The sequence below is a fragment of the Treponema denticola ATCC 35405 genome (assembly GCF_000008185.1).
Taxonomy (GTDB): Bacteria; Spirochaetota; Spirochaetia; order Treponematales; family Treponemataceae; genus Treponema_B; species Treponema_B denticola.
This window is the reverse complement of record NC_002967.9, coordinates 2,561,022-2,580,823: the sequence shown is the minus strand read 5'-3', so window position 1 is coordinate 2,580,823 and position 19,802 is coordinate 2,561,022. Positions and strand designations below refer to the sequence as shown.

The window sequence follows — 19,802 nt, the reverse complement described above, 5'->3', positions numbered from 1 at the left end:
TACCAGAGTTTGGGCTTTTGTACAAGGATTGACACCTTCTCTTTTTTTGTATAAAATATCCTGCTTTTGTCTATATTTAAATGTTTTTAAGGAAGAAATTATGTCAAACGAAAAGAAATTATTACATTGGGCAGATCAGACTGCCGAAAAAATCATAAGAGAGAGGGGAGACCTCGATGTTTACACCTGCGCGTCCGGTATTACGCCTTCGGGAACCGTTCACGTAGGAAATTTCCGCGAAATTATTTCCGTCGATTTGGTTGTGAGGGCCTTGCGCTCCCGCGGAAAAAATGTGCGCTTTATTTATTCTTGGGATGATTATGACGTATTCCGCAAGGTTCCTGCAAATATGCCCAAGCCTGAAGTTTTAGAAAAATATCTCCGCTATCCGATTACGATGGTTCCCGATACATTTGAGAGAGATGAAAACTATGCCCGTCACCACGAGCATGATGTAGAAGCCGTATTACCCCGCGTCGGCATTCACCCCGAATATCTTTATCAGGCCGAACGCTATCAAAAGGGAATGTATGCTGAAGGAATGAAAAAAGCCTTGGATAACAGAGAAGAGCTTAAAGACATTTTAAATACTTACCGAGATGAGTCTCATAAAATTACCGAAGAGTACTGGCCGGTTTCAGTTTTTTGTACAGCCTGTAATAAGGACACTACAAAGATAGAATCATGGGACGGAGACTGGACGCTTAAATACTCTTGCGAATGCGGACATTGCGAAGCTTTGGATCTGCGTAAGGCAAAGTCTGTAAAGCTGGGCTGGAGGGTTGACTGGCCCATGCGCTGGGCTTTTGAAAAAACCGTTTTTGAGCCGGCCGGAAAGGATCATCACTCACAAGGAGGCTCCTTCGATACGGCAAGCTTGGTTTCCGACCGCATTTATAACTGGCCTGCTCCCGTAAGTTTCCGATATGATTTTATCGGTTTAAAGGGAGTGCCCGGAAAGATGGCCTCTTCTAAGGGAAAGGTTGTAAGCCTTGCAGAAGTACTTGAAGTTTATCAGCCCGAAGTTGCCCGCTATCTTTTTGCGGGTACAAGGCCCAACACCGAATTCGTTATCAGCTTTGATCTTGATGTAATTAAGATTTACGAGGACTATGACAAAACAGAGCGCATTGCATGGAAGGCCGAAAAGGCTAAAAACGATGAGACCTTCGAAAAAGAATATAGAATCTATGAGCTTTCTCAAATAGACGGAATGCCTGAGTGTATTTCCTATCAAATTCCTTTTAGGCATTTATGCAATCTTTTACAGATAAATTCGGGCGATATTGAAGCCGTAATAAAGGGGCTTCCCGATGTAAAGCCTGCCCAAGTTGATAGGCTGAGAACCCGTGCCGAATGTGCTTGGAACTGGATCACGGACGGGGGTGCTCCCGAAGAGTTTAAGTTTGCTTTAAGAGCTGACGGCTCAAAGGCTGAGCTCTCCGAGCCGGAAACAAAGGCGATTAAAACGATAAGGGATTCCCTTTTACCAAAAATGGACGAGATGGATGAAAAAACTTTTTCGACAGCCCTTTACGATGCGGCAAAAGAATGCGGCTTGGAACCCAAGCAAATGTTTGTTGCCGTTTATCAAGCCCTTGTTTCGAAAGATCAGGGCCCTCGTCTGGCCGGCTTTATGAAAACCATCGGCAAAGAAAGACTTGAAAAAATATTTAAAGATTATTAAAAGGATAACATTATGTTCAAATTTTTAAAGACAGGGTATATGGTTTTATACCTTGCCTTGCAGCCCCTTTCCACTGCGTTGGAAGTAGGAGTTTCGTATGTAATGATGCTGGCAATAGACTATGCAACAAACGGAACTATCGAAAAGCTGCACTTGTACCTCATCGGTACCATAGCCTATCTTGTCATCTCCTTTTTGGTAGATATTGTGACTAAGAGGGTGCGCGAAAAAGCAAGTGCACAGGCTCTTTTTTCGTTGAGGGAAGCCTTGATAAAAAAAATACTGGCCATGAGTACTAGCGAATATGCCTCGCGCAATTCGGGAAGCTATGTTGCCTATCTTACAAAGAATGTTGAAAAACTGGAAGAGTCTTATTTTTGGACAATCTTCCGAATTTATCCTTCAGTTTTACAGCTGATAGTTTCGGTTATTTGGCTTTCGATTATGGATTGGAGACTTTCTCTCTTTGTTCTTTTTACCGGTCTTATCCAGCTCATTGTTCCCAAATTTACGGTGAAGCCTGTAGCCAAGGCCGAGAAGGACTATATTGAAAAAAGCGAAAATTACACTATCAGCCTAAAAGAAATATTTTCCGCCTTTGATCTGATTAAGTCCTATAACCTTCAGGAAAAAATCGAGATTCTTCACCGCAATGCGAACACCGGTTATAAAAAAGCTTCTTTTAAGGACAGGTATATGAGCGGCTTTATGGGGAGTCTCGGTGATTTCTTTTCGAGCATAACCTACATAGGCGTTTTCTTTTTAGGTGCAGTTTTGGTTCTTTTAGGCTTTTTTAAAATCTCGGTAATAATAGCTGCAAGCCAGCTTGTAATCTTCATCGTTTATCCTTTGAGTAACCTGACTCAATATATAACATCTATTTTGGCTGCAAAGGCGGTAATAAAAGATTTGGATGAAATTTTAAACTTGCAAGAAAAGGACAGTTCCTTAAAAGACTTGGAAGCAAAAACTTCTTTTGAAGATTCGATAAGTTTTGAAAATATGAGTTTTAGCTATCCCCAAGATGGCGAAGATGAAGATAATGAAGAAGAAAATCAGGGTGCTTTTCCTGCCTTAAAAAATGTAAATCTTAGCGTAAAAAAAGGCGAAAAGGTTTTAATTGTAGGGGAAAGCGGTTCGGGAAAATCCACCCTTTTAAGCCTTTTATACAAAAAATTTACGGGCTATGAGGGACTTATAAAAATAGACGGAACGGATATCCGCAAGATTCCCGATGATTCTTATTTTAAGCTTGTGTCAGTAGTGCATCAGTCTCCATTTATCTTTGACGACACAATCAAAAATAATATTGCCCTTTATAATGAAGATATAAGCGATGAAAGAATAAAGGAAGCTTGTAAAAAAGCCGGCTTACAAAAGTTTATCGAAGGTCTTCCTCTCGGCCTTGAAACAAGGATAGGCGAAGGGGCCTCGAAAATTTCAGGCGGAGAAAAACAGCGCATAGCTATTGCGAGGGCCTTGGTAAAGGATTCCCCCATTCTTTTGATGGATGAAGCAACCTCTGCCTTAGATAAGGAAACGAGTGCCGAAATAGAAAATACCGTGTTATCCCAAAGAGAACTAACCTGTATAATAATTTCGCACCATGTAAGCGAAGCCTTGCGGGCTCGGGCAGATAAAATTGTTACCGTAAAAGACGGATTGGCCGATATTTAGAAGCGGAAAAGCCGGTCTTTGCAAAACTTAAAAATTTCCTAAAAAAAAGGCTTTTATTTTTTTGCAAATTGTGCTAACATTCTTTCTATGGCTAATGATAACTTGTACACACGCAAGATAGAACCTGCTCCCGATAAGCCTGTACAAAACGGAAAATCGAATTTCGGCACTTTTTCAGGCTGCTTTAAAAAATTCGATATAAGAGGGCTTTATCGGGTATTCGGTAATATTCCGCTTCCTAGAATAATTACCAACGGAAGGATTTCGGGGACGATGAGGTTTCTATTCTGCGATGATGAGATAATAGGCGAAATAGCATTTTTTTCGTGCTATATTTTTTCCTTTATGGAAACAACTTTTTGGGTTCGTAAAACTCAGCAAAAATATGCCTATCGGCAATACCTGCCGGGCGGCTTTATTCATATTCCTAAACATATAAGATACAGCGTTACTGCCTGCCGCAAGTCATATAGATATGCCCGTATTTTTTCCCGCCTGTCGCATGGAAAACTTCATGCCGATTTTGACTTTTCGGCCCGTGATTCCCGTCCCTCATGCGAAGGCCGTTTGGATCTGGATATTCGGGATAAAGAAGCCTTGGATTTTTCATGCGTAATTCCGAACTATGTGAGCCGGCGATGTATGGCCATGTACATGCAGACAGGGACGGTAAAGGGCTGGGTAAGCTTGGGTTACAACGAAGATATTCAGCTAAAAAAAGAAACGGCCGTGGGCGTCTTTGATGTGCGGAAGTCCTATACCGGTTTTAGGTCAAAGCGTACCCTTGTAAACGGACTAGGCAAACTGGGAGATAAGTCTTTAGTTTTTTATCTTGCAAATTCGATAGCAGCCGACAGCAATAGGTATAATGATAATATGATACTCTATGACGGGAAGCGCACCCCCCTTCCTCCGGTAAAAATAACCCGTCCCTTCGGTATCATGGGAAAATGGATAATACAGGACACCGAAAGCATGGTAGACCTTGTGTTTCTTCCTGTTTCAAAAAATTACAAAAGAGTAAATGCCGCAGTTTTTAGGACGGAGTACAGTACCGTTTACGGTCATTTTGAAGGTACTCTGCTGACAGCCGACGGAGAAGAATTAAAGCTAAAATCTTTTCCCGGCATAGCTAAAAAATATAATATCAGAATATGATTATTAAAATAGAAGGGGTCGAAATCGAATGGGCCGAATCAAAGGGGCGGAAACTCAGGCTTACCATATCGCCTAAGACGGCTATTCCCTGTATCCATGTTCCGAAAAATTATTCTCAAAGCAAGGCCTTGGACTTTGTAAAAGAAAATATTGCGTGGATAAAAAAACATCAGGCACGAATAGAAGAAAAGATTTTTAAGAAGAATATAAAAGCCTCATTAAAGGACGGCTCCACGGTAAGTTTATGGGGAGCCGATTATAAAATTAAAATACTGCGTGCCAAAAAAAATGCAAGCGTCGCAGTCGATGATGATTTTATCTATTTAAAAGAGCCTTTTGGAGCGGATCCAAAAAAACGGCCTTCAATTTTGAACCGTCTTTATAAAAAGGAATTGGAACTTTATGTAGAAGAAATCTTGCCCTTTTGGGAAGATAAAATAAAAGAATCCGCCTCCGAGATAAAATACAGGGATATGAAAAGCAAGTGGGGTTCATGTAATTCTTATACCGGCATAATTACCTTAAACACAAAGCTTGCAGCTCTTCCTTGTGAATGTGCCGAAATGGTGCTGGTACATGAGTTCGTTCATTTTAAGGAAAGGCTCCACAACGACCGCTTTAAGCGATATATGACTAAATATCTTCCCGACTGGAAAGAAAGAGTTAAGCTCTTGAATTCTGAAGATTATTAGGGGAATCGATAAGGGGCAATGTGTAATGAGTAATTAAGTTATCAGCTATCGATTACCGATTATTCATTACACATTATTAATTAATTTAAACTTTAAATTTTCCGACTTCTTTAGAAAGATTTTCAATGCTCTCTTTATTTTTTTGACTTATTGTGTGTACTTCCTGTACGGCATTGCTAATCTGTACGGCACCGGAGGCCATCTCGTTCATACTGTCAGTGATGACGCGGGTAAGTTCGTCGAGTTTTTGCATCTCTTGAGCAACATTCTCACCGCCGCGAAGCATTTCGGCTGAGCCGTCATTTACTTGGTTGGTTACCATGTTTATGTCGCGGATAGCAGTGAGTACTTCCTTGCTGCCGTTTTCTTGTTCGTGCATAGCGTTCATTAGATTTTGGCTCATCGTTTTGACATGCTCTGAAAGGGCGAAAATGGCATTAAATTTTTCTTCTGCCGTTTTTGCAGAGTATGAAAGAGTTTCAATTTCTCCTGAAAGCACTTTAAGCGTTTCGGTAATGGTTTTACCTTGACTGGAAGACTCTTCAGCGAGCTTACGAATTTCGTCGGCAACGACGGCAAAGCCCTTACCCGATTCACCTGCATGGGCAGCTTCGATTGCGGCATTCATCGCCAAAAGGTTGGTCTGGCTTGCAATGTGTTGGATAACGCTTGAGGCTTCCAATAGACCGCCTGACTCTTCGGCAATACGCTGGGTAACAGTGTTTGCTCCTGTAACTGTTTCCTTTCCGTCGGCCGTGGCGGAAGCAAGAGTTTTTATAACGTCATCGGTTTTACCTAGGGTCTGTGTGATAGAGGCTATGTTTCCTACCATTTGTTCGATAGCGGAAGAAGACTCTGCAACACTCGCCGCCTGATTTTCAATACTGTTGTTAAGCTGTCTAATAGTGCGGATAATTTCTTCGACGGTAGCTGCCGTTTCGGTAACGCTTGCGGCTTGGGTAAGAGCTTGTTGCTTTACGCCGTCGATATTCGCACTTATTTGGTGTACAGCACTTGCCGTTTCGGTCATATTGCTTGCAAGTTCGTTACCGATATTTGTCATGTCTATAGTATTTTTGCCGACGGTTTTAATCGACGAGCCGATTTTTTCTATTGTTTCATTGAAGTATTCCGATAAATCGGTAACTTCATCGTTGCCGTGTACGGGCAGGCGGACGGTTAAATCCCCTTCACCTTGGGCTATATCTTTAAGAGCTCCAACGACAACCTTTATAGGTTTTATCATGCGGTAGGCAACAAAAAAGACAACAATTAGGGCAGCTGCTAAAGTTATTGCTCCAATAATCAGCATTTCAAGCCGAAGTTCATTGACGGTTCCCATGAATTCGTTTACGGGGGCATTTATAATAATAGTCCAGTCAGTTGTTTTCATCGTGGCATACGAGGCAATAAAATTTTCTCCTTTATATTCATAATATCCTACAGAAGGCTCGTCAATCTCTACTGCCATTTTTTCGAAAGCGGCACACGACTCAAGCGATGAATCGGTTTTAGCTTCTTCACGGGCATTTGAACGCGTCTTAACTAGGTTGAAATCTTTATCTGCGATGGCGGTTCCTGACTTATCCAGAATATAGCATTCGCCTGTCTTGCCGACTACAATATCGTCAATTAGTTCCGAGATCTTTTTTGCATCTATAGCCGCGGCTAAAACACCTATGATGTTGCGGTTATTGTCGTATAGCGGAACGGAAATGGTCAAAATGAATTTACCGTTTATAACGGAAATAAAAGGCTCCGATAAAAATTCTTTGCCATTGATGGAGGTCTTAAACCATGCATGGTCTTTAACCGAGATAACCTGCCCATTTGAAGAATACATATTCCCCTGTGCATCGGTGATAGCCGAATCAAAAAGGACTTCATTAAAGGCAATCTCTTTTTCCAGAAGGACTGCTTTTTCTGCATAAGAAAGTTCAGTATTGCGGAAGGCAGGCATACGAGCAAGGCCTTCAAAAAATTGCCATAAAGCAGTTACGCGTCCATCAAGAATCTCCGCCGTATCGGTTGCCTTGTCGATTAAGTGTGTTTCGACCTTTTCGCCTACGGCTTTTCGGGCAGTACGTAATGCTATAAGGGTAAGAATAGTCCCAACTACAAAAATCAATGCACCGAATACAATCATCAATTTGTTCCGTAATGAAAAACGATGTTTCTCTTTCATTTTAATCTCCTCTTTTAGGGTTATTATGTTTTTTGGATTGAATTGTCTCAATCCTTAAGACATCCGCTGAAAAATGTACATCCTTGTACATTTTTCAGCTTAGAGTTTTAGACTTGCGTCTAAAACTCTTGGAAGTTTGGAACCACCGGCATCCGTGCCGGTTAATGAAATACAAACTTGTTATTGTTTAAAACCTCCGGCTTCCTGTCGGGAATTATTTTTGAGAATAGTTTTTCTGTTTGCTCTTTTAAATACGCTTTTTTGGAAATAGGTAAGCGGCACCGCAGATATCCGGTTGATTGCAAAAAATTCGGGGGGGGGGGTAGTATACACATTTTTTTTATTTTGTCTAGTCGTCTTCGAGAAAAAGTTTAATTTTTTTTCTAACAGAATATCGTGTTGCAGCATGGACGGTATTATAGGCTAAAGGAATGGAACTGTCAACTATGTGTATTGTTGTCTGTGTTTTTGTGCTGTTGATTTTTTTAAGAAAATGGTGTAGTATAACTCCCTGTTTGTAAATTCGTATCTGCTCTGTATAAAAAATTCTATGATATTTGGAGAATGTATATTATGAATAAAATATTACCCGCCAAACATATTTCTACAAAGTTTGTTATAGGTGTATTGTTGGATATTTTTTGGGTTACGGTTGGAAGTGTACTTGCAGCAGTTGCATTGCAATTTTTTCTTATTCCGGGAACAATTGCACCGGGCGGTGTCAGCGGTTTGTCGGTTGCAATCGAAAAGCTGACGGGTATAAGAGTTTACATATTGAATTTAATTATAAATGTCCCTTTATTTATTTTTGGAGCAAAACTTTTGGGTAAAAAATCCGCTGTTTTTACTCTTCTTTCTATTTTGGTGCTTTCGGGAGTTTTGGCTGTTTTACCCCAAGATTTTGTATTTACCAATGATCTTTTTTTACAGGCAACCTTCGGCGGAATTCTATTAGGAGTAGGTTTGGGAATTGTGTTTAAACGAGGCGCTACTACAGGAGGAACCGACCTTGCCGGGGCCATTGTAAACAAGCATTTTCCCGGATTGAGTATAGCAAAGGGAATGGCTATAGCCGATTTTGTAATAGTAGCCTTTGCAGGTGTTGTAGATAATAATCCTAACACCTCGCTTTATTCTTTAATAGCTCTTTTCTTTTGTACAAAGATAGCGGACATGATTCTTGACGGTTTAAGTTACTTTAAGGGCTTTTTCATTGTCAGCTCTAAGCCGGCCGAAATAGGAGATGCTCTTATGAGCAAGCTGGAAAGAGGCGTTACCCTCCTTAAGGGAGAGGGCATGTATTCAAAGCAGGATCGTCCTGTGCTGCTCTGTGTTGTAAGCCGGGCTCAATTTGTCAGGGCAAAGGAAATTATTACCGAAATAGACGAAAAGGCTTTTATCATGGTCTGCGATATGCAGGAAGTTTACGGTCTCGGCTTTAAGCAAAAAATAAAGTAAACTCCTCCTTGCGGGTTTGATAAGTCATTGACGGCAGATAGTTAAGTATGGTATAGTTAAGTATGGATTCAGGAATTTTTATTACGGATAACCGATTGAAGTTTTCACAAGACCTTGCGAATAAGCTTAGGGATAAGGGCTTAAAGGTTTGTTTGAGTTCGGAGTACAAGGAAGATAATAAAGAAAGCGGTGTCACTACCGAAATAGAATGGAACCGTTCATCTCTTTTTTCTCTTCAAGCTATTCCGCTTAAATTAAAAAACATAAATATTGCAGCAGATACGTCGATTTTGATTTTTGATGCTCCTGCTTATTCCAAAATATATCCGGGGACGGATGCCCTATCTATAGACAAGACTATAAGCGATCTTGTTTCTGCGAATGCCGCTCTTTCCCTTGTTTTAAAAAACTACTATATTAAAAAGGGGCAAGGCCGTCTAATCTTTGTTCACCGTGATGCGGATATTCCTTGCGGTAATCCTAATATTTCGGCTGCCTCTGCCGCCTTTGCCCGTATTGCAGAAGAAACGGTTGATACCGTAAGAAAGACGGAGCTTCCCGGCGTACAAACTCTTTTGGTAAAATTGGAAGGCTTTGAAGATGAGGTCTTTGCCGATTGGTTATGCAATCAGATAGCTTCACCGGTTTTGTCCCGAAGTCCCGGACGATGGGTAAAAGCAGGGCAACGCAGCTTTTTCGGTAAGTAAGTAATAAAATTGGAATACACCTGCAAATGTCTTGCCCTGTAGAAAATATGCAGATTACTGTGTCGCATTGCTAAAAATGTGAGAGAGGGGCATGTATTAAAAATTTTAGAACACTGAAAAACAAAAAACAAACTTGCGTCTGACAAGTGCATCTCTTTTCCCCTACAAAAACGCCGGGAATAAACAGCCGGAAACAAACTTATTGATTTTATCGGTACTTTGTCTTATACTGTAAGTATAGTTGTTGAACCTTGCGGCTTAAAACGGCGCCGCTCGCTTTCAACTGTATGTACCGGCACGGAAAGCCGGCAGTTATACCTTTTACGGTACGAGGAGGAAACTTATGAAAAAAAATGTTATTTTACTGTTTGCGGCAGCACTGCTTACCGCTGCGCTTATACTGCAAACTTCCTGTAATCTTACCGCCCCTGAATACGGCATAGTAACACTCGACTTCGAAAATGGTGCGGCGCGGTCTATCGGGGCGAACGGGCTTCCTAACCTGTCGGACAGCACAATGCAAATCGATATTACAGGCAATTCTATCGTGCCCATTACAAAACAGCTTGAAAAAGACGAACCGAAAGTTTTTTCGCAATTTCTACCGGTAGGCGAAACGATACACATAAAGGTCTCTATTATAACCCCGTCGGCAACGTGGGCGGGCTTTACCGACCTAACCGTAGAAAGCGGCGATAACGAGGCTGCCGTTAAACTGAACAAGGTAATAGCGTCCATGTGGCCGGTACTTTTTTCGGTGGAGGGCAGCGGTTCTACCGGTTATATATTTAAACTTAATATGAGCGGGATTCCGCTTGCGATAACACAGTCCGGCTCTGGCCGCGACTACCTTTTTTTTACGCGGGACGGTAAGGGTCGGCTGTATGCAGCATATTCTGATCCCCCGGTCGTAATACGGCGGTATACCAGCGAAGGCGATTATGAAAAAAAACTATCTTTGCCCGTCGGCGTAACCGCGGTAGACAGTTTTACAACCGACTTAAAAACGGGAAAGGTATATATGTCGAGCGGCTCAACTCTTTATGAAATAGACGATAACGGCAACCTTATGCACGTTATTGGCTCTGCGGGTACGATTAAAGCCAGTGCCGCCTATAACGGGTATTTATTTGTGTATAGCAGTTTGCCGGCAGGAGGGCAACTACAAATGTATCGGCTGACCGGTACACCACCCGCTCTGGTAGGTACGCTGCCTCAAGATCCTTTAAAAGATATTATACCCATAACGGGTGATCCCTCAATGGGTGATCCAGCCATTACCCATAAAAGCGGTGAATGCCAAGATATGTTTGCGTACGGGAATAAAGTGTATATAGTTTTTACAATCGACGCGCCGTATGACGGCAGCAAAGCTTTTTACGGCGGGGTTCTTGAGTACACCTACACCGAAAACGGCCATATGACCGAGTCGGGCAGGTACGGCTTTGGCCGCATGAAAAGCTATAGAAAATTTGGCCCATCCCCTCAGACTGCTGTGTATAAGTTCGAGGGTGAGCCTAAAGACCGCTTTTACGGTGCACGGCGCATTATCGGCTTTGAAGACGGCGTCTTGTATATCGCCGACGACGGTGCAATATTCAGCTCGATAGAGGGGGCCCAGGGTTATACTGTATACCCAAACATAAACCGCATTGCAAAACTCGACACACGTTCGGGAACTTTAACATTCGAAAACACCGATGCCAAATGGTATAGGGAGTGGCGATAACCTGATCTATGCCGGACGTAGGCTATAACCTACGCCGGCCAAAGTACATAACCTGCGGCAGACGTAGAGCATAATTCGACAGTGCGTCAAAACAGTATTCGAGACTATCTCGAAGCTCGATTAAAAAATATACCTCCTTGTATATTTTTTAATCACGAGTTTTAGGCCTTTTACCCGCCATGGACGGTTGTGATATAAGTGGTAGAGTTTTACTTACAGAACCACCACACTTCCTGTGAAGAATGGGTAGTTGCTAAGTTTAGATGCCGAACAACTTACAGTTATATAAATGGGGCTTTTAACCAGGTTAGTTCGTGTTTGTTTGCCGTAAGATGGACAATCTTCGAGTTTGGAATTGCTGCAAACTTTTTAACGGTTTCGTTATCGGGTTCTCCCTGCATCTTTATTGTGCAAATAAATTTTTCGCAAAGGTCCGAGTCAATCCATTTTATAATCCAATCATAAAGCCTCGGAGGATAACAGATTACATCGGAGCAAAGCCAATCTATTTTTCCTATGTCTTCCGGCTTTAAAGTAAAAGCATCATGTTTTATAAATTCTATATTTTTCTTTGCCATTAAATCGGGCCTCAAGGGGCTTCTATCGATTGCGATAATTTTGCAGCCTAAGCTGTCCAGCACCCAGCTCCAGCCTCCGGGGCAGGCTCCGGCATCGAGGCAGACGGAATCGGCTGCGGGCAGGGAATTCTTTTTTCCGAAAGAAGCTGTGGTCATGGCTTCAGTTTTTTCAGCAAGGCTGTTTTTCTCTTGATATTTTTTTAAGTAGAAATTTAAAAGGGTTAAGGCTTCCCACATTTTTAAGTAGGCTCGGCTCGGCGGATTTATCTTATCTTCTTTAAAGAAAATTTCTCCACGTGGGAAGGGACTTGAAGTTTTTGCCGAAGCGAAAATTTGATTTTCGTTTAAAAGAGTCCAGATTCCCATTTCGGCTGACGGAACATCGTAGGGAAAGTTTCGTTCTTTTTTGCTGATAAAGGGAAGCTTTTTTTCGATGAGCTCTGCTCGTCTAAAGCAGTTAAACGGAACAAATGCCCAGTTTCTTTGAATTGAGCGCAAGATATCGGCAGCCTCGCTTATGCTCAAAAACTCTGCCATAAACGGTTCTTCCATACAAAGGCGGCTCCAAAAAACATCTTTTGGAAAATTTTCTCTGTATATTATGTTACCGTAGACAGAGGCATCCTTGGGGAGATTTTTAATTTCCATAGGAGCTACTCCATGTGGAATTCCTAATTCATCGAGAAGATGATTTTCAAACTGAGGAATGGTAAGCCAAGCTCTGCCTTTTAATAATTTTATACGGGAGTCATCTTTATTCGGCATAATATTAGTATTCTCTTAAAGGCATATTTTCTTTTTTTTGCTTTAGCTTGTCAATCGGGTTCGTTTGTGCTATTATTAAATTACATGATATCGTTTTTTACGGAGGAGTTTTTAAAATGTTTCAATTAAAAAAGAAAGGCATAAATCTTATTTTTATACCGTTATTGTTTGTTTGTGTTATATCATTTTTTTCTTGCAATGCAAAAGATAAAGCTGCGCCTAATGAATCGGCAGTCGATGATGTTGCGGAAAATGTGAACATGGAAATGGAAGAATCATTGCTTGCAGAAAAGTGTCTTGAAAAGGTAAGGTATGACGGCAGTTTGCAGTTAGAATTTGCAAAAAAACAGAGTGCACCTTCTGCCCACCAAAAGTATTTAAAAGATAAGCTTGTTTTTAAAAATTTCCCCTTTAATAAGGTGCAAGAAGGAGCGACAGCTGTCGTCGGAAGCGATCTTTGTTTATTTTATCCTAATGCAGAATTAAAATCTCAAGAAGACCTAAAAAACCTGCCTAAGGGAATTCCCGTTCCGTTCGGTACTGTTTTGAATATTGAAAAAGAGCCGGTAAGGCTTCCGTTTGATGCCGATGATGAGTTCGATTTCGGTGTTTTTAAGTTTCAAGAAAATCAAAATTATTTTTACCGTACAACATGGAACGGAGAAAAAGGACTTGTCTTTGGAGCCGATCTTACAGGTATGAATAATGATTTGAAAATAAATCAAGTTATTTCTATGCGTTATTTGACCAACGGTGCTCCTAAAGAATTTTATACGGTATTCGGTTATGAATTTTTAAGCAAGGCTCATCAAGCTGTTTTGGAAAGAGATAGGTTAATTTTTGAAAAAGTTAAACCCGATGAATATGATCTGCATATGATGTCCGCTGATGATATGATTGCCTTGTACAGAAATCATTATGGTTATCATTACGAATCATATGAAGATAGTTATGATTCAAGCTTTCTTGGAAATGACGGCACTACACTTTTTATTACCACCGATTTGATGGCCCATGCAAAGCATCTTTTTTTTGATAGGACATTGCAAAATATTGAAGAGAATTTTTTTACGCCTAGACTTCTTGAGCTTGTAACAGCCTTTGACGATAGTTTAAATAATGTAAACAAAAAAGGCTTTCCTACGGCAAGACCTGAAACCTTAGAAAAGGCTAAACTATATTTTCAAGTTGCCCGTGTTCTCTTGGAACTTGCTCCTAAATCTGTAATTCAAAAAGATGAGTACGGCTCTGATGAAACTGTTTATAAAGAGCCCAATAAAGATGAAGTTCTTGCAAAATATCCGAAAACGGTAAGTGAAGAAATAGATCTTATAGATAAGGCTCAAGGCCCTGCGCCTTCTCCTCTTTTTACATTTGAAGACGGAACCTATACAAAAGAAGATTATTCCCAATATAAACCGAGAGGACACTACACAAAAAACGGTATTTTGTCTTCCTATTTTAGAGCAATGATGTGGTTCGGACATGCTCATTTTTTAATTGCAGATAAGGGGCCTGAAGTTTTGGAACAGGATGGTAAAGCTGCTTCCGATGCTTATGCTCTAACTTTGAACATGGAGCCCATAGCTCTTTTGATTACTGAGCTTGTAAAAAATGATGAAGAGCTTTATAAAAAGTGGTCAGCTCTTTTTGATCCTATAACCGATTTAATAGGCCTATCCGATGACCTATCTTTTAAAGAGGTCTTGCCTCTCTGGAAAAGCTATGATGTAAAGGATTTTGAAAAATGGGCAAGCGATAAAAACAATTTGTTCGCATTTATGAAATCGGCTCACGAAAAGTTAAGACCTCCGGCCATAGCCGGGGCTTCCGTTTTTTATACTGCTTCCGAAGGTACCGATGAAGAAAGAAAGCCTCCCATGGGCTGGAGACTTTTCGGTCAGAGGTTTACTCTCGATTCTTATATTCACAGCTTGGTAAGCTCTCCCAGACTGTATGGCCGTGCACATGTTAAGGGGCTGGATATTATGAAGGCTCTTGGTTCAAAGTCTGCCGATTTATTGCTTCAAAAAGATTACTCCGATTTTCCTAAGTTAAAAGCTACCCTTGATAAAATCGAAAAAGAAGTAGTAGCTTCTCCCGACAAAATATTGGGAAAAACTTATTACGGTAAAACCTTAAACGAGATAGGCCTGCAAGCCCGTTTTGAGCAAGGTTCCGGTTTTTATTTTACCGAAAGCCCTGCATGGAGTGTAAAGTCCTTATTGTCGGCTCACGGAACATGGGCAGAGTTAAGGCATGATACTATTTTATATACAAAACAGGCTTTTGCAGAGCTTGGAGGCGGTCCCGGTCCCGAGCTTACCTATAGGGTAAAGAAGATTCCCAATCCGGTTCACTATATAGAGCCTAACTTAGCATTTTGGAAAAACACTGCTTCTTCTGTGGATGTTCTTATAAATGCATTAAAGCCTTATAAGCTCATAGATGAAAATAATTTACAAAAGCTTGAAATGTTAAAAGACGCTGCCTTACATGCTGCCGATATCGTTAAGCTTGAAATTGCGGATAAGCCCGTTTCTGAAAAAGACCTAAAATGGATATCCTTGATGCCCGGCTTCCTGGCCCGTATTCTCATGCCTTCCATAAATGCGGTTGTTGAGCCTGAACAATTGCGCATGGCCTTGGTTGCCGATGTGTTTACAAATGGAGAAGAAGGCTTTGTTCTTGAAACGGCTGTCGGTATTCCCTATAGAATCTATGTTCCCTTAAACGATGCTCAAGGCGGAAAAAGAATAGCTGTCGGTTATTGTTTTAATTACTATGAATTTGAACAAGACATATCCAACCGTCTGACAAATGAAGAATGGAAAGAAAGGGTTTATTCTAATGAGGACATGGAGGACTTAAAGCCTTTCTGGGCTCAGAATATTTCTTTTTAAAAAAAGCATTTTTGACGGACTCGAATTTTAGATAATATGAAAGTTATAAAATTTATAATCACCGTTTTTTTTATTTGTTTTTGTTTGACGGCTTGTACCGGCAAAAAAGACGAGACGGAAGAGACTGAAAAAATTTTCAGAACATGGAGCTCTGATGGGGAAAAGCCTCCTAAGACGAGGTTTATCCCCAAGGAAGCTTCTTTGCCGGACGGAGCAAAGCCTTGGGGCGGAACGGTGAGCCATCATCTTCTAACCGATGCCTTAATAGATGATTGGTTTACCGATCTTGCCGAGGCTAGAACGATAAAAACTTTTTATATTTTAAGCCCTTCTCATTGGGGTCTTTCTCTGTACGATTTTTCTTTAACAAAGGGATCATGGCAAACTAAGGACGGCCTTGTCAATTCTGCAAAGGATAAGGTTGAAAACTTATCGCGTCTTTTTGATGTGCCCTTTGATGATAAAGTATTTGTATACGAGCACGGTGTTTCAACCTTGATTCCATACATAAAAAAATACTTTCCCGATGCAAAGGTTGTTGCCATCGCTTATTACGGAGAGCCTCCCGTAAATATGAGTCTTGCAACTAAACTTTATGAGACGGTAACAAAAGTTTTTTCTATCAAAGATAAGGAGGCTTTCCTTTTAATTTCTTCCGATTTTTCACATAAATCCGATATGGAAAAAACTGCCGAAAAGGATGCAAAGTCCCGCTATTTTTTGACAAGTCTAAAACCTTCTGCATGGACGCTCGGTATCTGCGATAACAGGCCTGCAATGTATTTGCTTTCAAAATTATTTACAGAAAAAACTCAATGTACAATTCAAAGAAATACTAATGCCTATAAGCTAAGCGATGAAACTGACCCTGAAGACATAACAAGTTATTTCTTTACATACTTTTGGGAAAAAGAAGATTAATCTTTTAAATTGTTTTTTATAGTTTCTAAATCTATTTTAAAAAGAAGCCTATCAGCTTTGTGTCTTTTGCAAAATTGAAGGTGTAGCATAGAGTTTTATTTTCGTATCCTACCTTAACGATAACAACTCCTATAACTTCTCCTGAGTTTTTATCTTTTGTTTCTAAAAAATAAGCTTCTTTTGTATATAGGTATTTTCCTGCCGGCTCAAAAAATATTTTAGTATTTACATTTATAAATTCTTCATCCAAGTTTTTTTTAAACTCTTCGGTGCTTAAGTTTCTTATGCCTTCCCAGTCCTTATCGTTTATCATAAAAATAATTTCTTCCGCCTTTTCTTTTAAAAAAGGAATGTGAAAGGTTTCCGAGGTCTCCTTAGGCTTACAGCTCCATAAAAGAACAAATGAGACAAAAAGAAAAAATATTTTTAAGGGTTTCAAAAGCTCTTATTCCTTCGGGTTTAAAATATCGGCTGCGACTGCATTAAAAAAGTCTTCGGCTTTTTTATTATTTTGACGCCTTATTATATCTTGAACTTCGGCGATTTCTTCAAGCTGCTTTTGAAGAAACTTCGTCTTATCGTTGTCTATAACTATTGTTTTTCCGTCAAGCAATACCATCTTAACTTCGGTAAAGGTGCCGAAGCGGGCCGGCCTTTTGAAGGTTTCAATTTCGATGCTGTGTATTGCCGAAAAGTTTATAATTTTTGTTTTTGGAAAAAAGAATATCCCTGCTTTTTGAATAGCCTGTTCTTTTGTGATATTAAAGTACCACGAATTTTCGAAAAGGCCCGCAACTAAAAATAGGGTTCCAAAAATAAGGGCAATTATGGAATACTCTCCTTCTTTCATGGAAGATATATTCAAATAAAAAATTGCACCTCCGATTACAATGGCCGATATACGGAGCCATAATTTCAAGGTAAAAAATTTTACTATCCTGTCTTTTTCTTGTTTCATAAGTTTAACCTATTATTTCAATTTCGGCTGCTTTTCCGTTTCTGTCAGCCGAGTCTTCGCCCTTGGGATTTGGCATCTTAAACACCCTGAACTTTACCGGTGTTCCCTCTTTTATAAGTTTGTCCCTGCATTTTTTATCGATGTTTGTGAACGAAAAGAAAAAGTCTCCGTTTTCGTTTTCGATAATTCCGTATCGGTTCATAAGCCGTTTTATTTTTCCCTTTATTTTTGGCGTTTCATTTTTGCGGCCTATTGCCTTTATCCAATAGTTGGGCGGTATCCTGTCGTCCGACCTTAGTTCAAAATCATCCGATAGGGCATCGATTATTTCTCTCAATGTGTTGTGGCTGTAAGAGCGTGGATCGAATTCCGGCATAAAGTTACGTATGGAATTTCCTAGGTCGGAAAGACTTACCCAGCCTTCTTCTGTCATGCGGGAATTTCTATAAGCATGGCAGATAAGGTCTTCGAGGGATTTAAACTTTTTGCCGCTTTTTGCGTCTTCTTCGTATTCTTCAGTTTCATCAAAGTTTTCAAGATATTTAAATTCGTTGCAGGCGTTTACCCAAAGAGGTTTTGCATTGGATTTTCCGATTCCCAAAACATAGAGCCCATACTCCCGCAATTTTAGGGCAAGGCTGTAATAATCGGAATCGGTAGAAACTATGCAGACAGCATTTATTCCTTGATTTGTGTTTGCAAGTTCTATAGCATCCATTATGATTGTGTTATCGGTTGCATTGGGACCGTTTCTAAATTGCTGGACGGGCCGGATAGGTACTTTTTCAAGCCAAGGTTTCCAGCCGTTCATATTGGGAGTAGTCCAGTCCCCGTAAAGTCTTTTTATCAGAACCTCTCCTTCTTTTGAAACTTCGGAAATTATCGAGTCGAGATAGGAAGGAGCTATGTTGTCTCCGTCAATTAAAATAGCATACTTTTTTTCCATTTTGTTATTACCTTATTCTATTATTTCTACCTTTAGAAGGTTTGTAGATCCTGCTTTGCCTATAGGAATCCCGGCCGTAAGGATTGCTATGTCTCCTTTTTTTACATGGCCTGTATCCTTTGCAATTTGCGAACACACATCGAACATGTTATCGGTCGATTTTATAGGATCGGCTAAAACCGGATATACGTCCCAGTCGAGGGCCATCTTTCTCATAACCTGAGGCGATTCCGTTATTGCAATAATCGGTACCCTTGGTTTAAATTTTGAAAGAGCTCTGGGCGTTATTCCCGAAGCGGATGCCGTTATGATTGCATTTGCATCGAGGGCTAGGGCAGTGGAGCAGGTGGCTCTTGCAATTGCATTTGTGATTGTGGTCTCATGAAGAGAAGCATTTTCAGCAAATAGTTTTTCATAATCTAATGTTTCTTCTATAGAGTTCGCAATTGAGGTCATCATGGCCACGGTTTCGACAGGGTATTCGCCTGCTGCGGTTTCTCCAGAAAGCATTACAGCTGATGTTCCGTCGAGAATAGCGTTTGCAACGTCGGTAACTTCGGCTCTGGTGGGACGCAGGTTGTGGGTCATAGATTCGAGCATCTGAGTTGCGGTGATAACCGGCTTTCCTGCAAGGTTTGCTTTTTTTATCAGCTGCTTTTGAAGATGAGGGATTTTTTCGGGCTCTATTTCTACACCCATATCTCCCCGGGCTACCATTATTCCGTCGGCTTCCGCTAAAATTTCATCTATGTTGTCCAAGCCTTCTTGATTTTCTATTTTTGCTATAACGGCGATTGTACTTTTGTGTTTTTCCAAAAGTTTTCTTATTTGGATAATATCGTCGGCTCTTTGTGTAAAGGAGGCGGCAATAAAATCCACATCATTTTCAATTCCGAATTCGATATCGGAGATATCCTTTTCACTCATGTAAGGAAGGTTTACCCTCAAGCCCGGAATGTTTACACCTTTTCGGCTGCTTAGGGTTCCGGAATTTACTGCGACACATTCTATGTCCGTATCGTTTAAAATATCGATAACCTGTAACTCCAATAATCCGTCATTTATAAGGATTCTGCTTTTAGGTTTAATTTCGGCGGCAATATTCTTATATGAGATGCTGCATATTTGATTTGTTCCGATTACATCTCTGGTTGTAATTATAAATTCCTGACCTTGTACAATTTCTACAGGCTTTTCAAAAAGGCCCAAACGGATTTCGGGTCCCTTAGTATCCAGTAAAAGTGCAATAGGCATTTTTAACTCTTCTCTTATTTTTTTTATTCGATCTATTTTAACCTTGTGTTCTTCATGGCTTCCATGCGAAAAATTAAGGCGGCAGACATTTAAACCGGCTTTAAACATTTCTGCCAAGACCCTTTCCGAGTCGGAAGCGGGCCCTATTGTGCATACTATTTTTGTTTTTTTCATGGGATTCCTC

15 protein-coding genes are annotated in these 19,802 nt (G+C 40.5%); 9 read left to right on the top strand and 6 right to left on the bottom strand.

Features of this window, described 5'->3' with window-relative positions; translation table 11 throughout:
• Positions 1 to 100: 100 nt before the first annotated feature.
• The 4 genes from lysS to TDE_RS12005 all read left to right on the top strand — a co-directional run bounded on the left by lysS (position 101) and on the right by TDE_RS12005 (position 5,214).
• Positions 101 to 1,687, top strand: coding sequence for a lysine--tRNA ligase (gene lysS, locus TDE_RS12020; RefSeq protein ID WP_002680521.1), 1,587 nt, complete (start codon positions 101 to 103; stop codon positions 1,685 to 1,687).
• 12 nt (positions 1,688 to 1,699) lie between these two features.
• Positions 1,700 to 3,364 (top strand): ABC transporter ATP-binding protein, encoded by a 1,665-nt coding sequence (locus TDE_RS12015; RefSeq protein WP_002680518.1) that lies wholly within the window; start codon positions 1,700 to 1,702, stop codon positions 3,362 to 3,364.
• An 87-nt stretch (positions 3,365 to 3,451) separates the two neighbouring features.
• A complete protein-coding gene (locus TDE_RS12010; protein WP_002680516.1) occupies positions 3,452 to 4,522 on the top strand; it encodes a DUF2804 domain-containing protein in 1,071 nt (356 codons plus the stop codon).
• Positions 4,519 to 5,214, top strand: coding sequence for a SprT family zinc-dependent metalloprotease (locus TDE_RS12005; protein ID WP_002680514.1), 696 nt, complete (start codon positions 4,519 to 4,521; stop codon positions 5,212 to 5,214). Before TDE_RS12010 ends, TDE_RS12005 begins: the two co-directional genes overlap by 4 nt.
• Positions 5,215 to 5,299: 85 nt before the next feature.
• Here the strand turns inward: TDE_RS12005 and TDE_RS12000 are convergent, their stop codons facing one another.
• Positions 5,300 to 7,399: a methyl-accepting chemotaxis protein gene (locus tag TDE_RS12000; protein WP_002680511.1), complete on the bottom strand. Its 2,100-nt coding sequence runs from the start codon at positions 7,397 to 7,399 to the stop codon at positions 5,300 to 5,302.
• A 573-nt stretch (positions 7,400 to 7,972) separates the two neighbouring features.
• Between TDE_RS12000 and TDE_RS11995 the strand changes: the two genes are divergently transcribed.
• From TDE_RS11995 to TDE_RS11985, 3 genes are all read left to right on the top strand, one after another.
• Positions 7,973 to 8,857: a YitT family protein gene (locus tag TDE_RS11995; RefSeq protein WP_002667339.1), complete on the top strand. Its 885-nt coding sequence runs from the start codon at positions 7,973 to 7,975 to the stop codon at positions 8,855 to 8,857.
• 62 nt (positions 8,858 to 8,919) lie between these two features.
• A complete protein-coding gene (locus TDE_RS11990; RefSeq protein WP_002680510.1) occupies positions 8,920 to 9,564 on the top strand; it encodes a hypothetical protein in 645 nt (214 codons plus the stop codon).
• Positions 9,565 to 9,907: 343 nt separating this feature from the next.
• A complete protein-coding gene (locus TDE_RS11985; RefSeq protein WP_002680509.1) occupies positions 9,908 to 11,293 on the top strand; it encodes a hypothetical protein in 1,386 nt (461 codons plus the stop codon).
• 281 nt (positions 11,294 to 11,574) lie between these two features.
• Here TDE_RS11985 and TDE_RS11980 read toward each other — a convergent pair whose 3' ends face one another.
• The gene (locus TDE_RS11980; protein WP_002680508.1) at positions 11,575 to 12,636 is read right to left on the bottom strand and encodes an SAM-dependent methyltransferase; all 1,062 of its coding nucleotides are present in this window, start codon (positions 12,634 to 12,636) and stop codon (positions 11,575 to 11,577) included.
• Positions 12,637 to 12,752: 116 nt separating this feature from the next.
• Here TDE_RS11980 and TDE_RS11975 point away from each other — a divergent pair, with 116 nt between their 5' ends.
• Entirely contained in the window at positions 12,753 to 15,539 is a 2,787-nt protein-coding gene (locus tag TDE_RS11975) for a DUF3160 domain-containing protein (RefSeq protein ID WP_002680507.1), read from the top strand.
• Between the two features lie 36 nt (positions 15,540 to 15,575).
• Positions 15,576 to 16,460, top strand: a complete 885-nt coding sequence (gene amrB / locus TDE_RS11970) for an AmmeMemoRadiSam system protein B (RefSeq protein ID WP_002680506.1) — start codon at positions 15,576 to 15,578, stop codon at positions 16,458 to 16,460.
• A gap of 31 nt (positions 16,461 to 16,491) precedes the next feature.
• Here amrB and TDE_RS11965 read toward each other — a convergent pair whose 3' ends face one another.
• The 4 genes from TDE_RS11965 to pyk are packed head-to-tail and all read right to left on the bottom strand — an operon-like array spanning position 16,492 to position 19,792.
• Complete coding sequence (locus tag TDE_RS11965; protein WP_002680505.1) at positions 16,492 to 16,899, bottom strand: DUF3887 domain-containing protein; 408 nt, start codon at positions 16,897 to 16,899, stop codon at positions 16,492 to 16,494.
• Between the two features lie 6 nt (positions 16,900 to 16,905).
• Positions 16,906 to 17,418, bottom strand: a complete 513-nt coding sequence (locus TDE_RS11960) for a hypothetical protein (RefSeq protein ID WP_002680504.1) — start codon at positions 17,416 to 17,418, stop codon at positions 16,906 to 16,908.
• 4 nt (positions 17,419 to 17,422) lie between these two features.
• Positions 17,423 to 18,364 carry an NYN domain-containing protein gene (locus TDE_RS11955; protein ID WP_002667352.1) on the bottom strand — a complete coding sequence of 314 codons (942 nt, stop codon included), beginning with the start codon at positions 18,362 to 18,364 and terminating at the stop codon, positions 17,423 to 17,425.
• 12 nt (positions 18,365 to 18,376) lie between these two features.
• Positions 18,377 to 19,792, bottom strand: coding sequence for a pyruvate kinase (gene pyk, locus TDE_RS11950; RefSeq protein ID WP_002680502.1), 1,416 nt, complete (start codon positions 19,790 to 19,792; stop codon positions 18,377 to 18,379).
• Positions 19,793 to 19,802: the final 10 nt, after the last annotated feature.

Coding starts and splice junctions, on each gene's coding strand:
- amrB (WP_002680506.1), top strand. CDS start 15,576: ATGAAAGTTATAAAATTTATAATCACCGTTTTTTTTATTTGTTTTTGT.
- TDE_RS12000 (WP_002680511.1), bottom strand. CDS start 7,399: ATGAAAGAGAAACATCGTTTTTCATTACGGAACAAATTGATGATTGTA.
- TDE_RS12005 (WP_002680514.1), top strand. CDS start 4,519: ATGATTATTAAAATAGAAGGGGTCGAAATCGAATGGGCCGAATCAAAG.
- TDE_RS11985 (WP_002680509.1), top strand. CDS start 9,908: ATGAAAAAAAATGTTATTTTACTGTTTGCGGCAGCACTGCTTACCGCT.
- TDE_RS11980 (WP_002680508.1), bottom strand. CDS start 12,636: ATGCCGAATAAAGATGACTCCCGTATAAAATTATTAAAAGGCAGAGCT.
- TDE_RS11955 (WP_002667352.1), bottom strand. CDS start 18,364: ATGGAAAAAAAGTATGCTATTTTAATTGACGGAGACAACATAGCTCCT.
- TDE_RS11960 (WP_002680504.1), bottom strand. CDS start 17,418: ATGAAACAAGAAAAAGACAGGATAGTAAAATTTTTTACCTTGAAATTA.
- TDE_RS12010 (WP_002680516.1), top strand. CDS start 3,452: ATGGCTAATGATAACTTGTACACACGCAAGATAGAACCTGCTCCCGAT.
- lysS (WP_002680521.1), top strand. CDS start 101: ATGTCAAACGAAAAGAAATTATTACATTGGGCAGATCAGACTGCCGAA.
- TDE_RS11990 (WP_002680510.1), top strand. CDS start 8,920: ATGGATTCAGGAATTTTTATTACGGATAACCGATTGAAGTTTTCACAA.
- TDE_RS12015 (WP_002680518.1), top strand. CDS start 1,700: ATGTTCAAATTTTTAAAGACAGGGTATATGGTTTTATACCTTGCCTTG.
- TDE_RS11995 (WP_002667339.1), top strand. CDS start 7,973: ATGAATAAAATATTACCCGCCAAACATATTTCTACAAAGTTTGTTATA.
- TDE_RS11975 (WP_002680507.1), top strand. CDS start 12,753: ATGTTTCAATTAAAAAAGAAAGGCATAAATCTTATTTTTATACCGTTA.
- pyk (WP_002680502.1), bottom strand. CDS start 19,792: ATGAAAAAAACAAAAATAGTATGCACAATAGGGCCCGCTTCCGACTCG.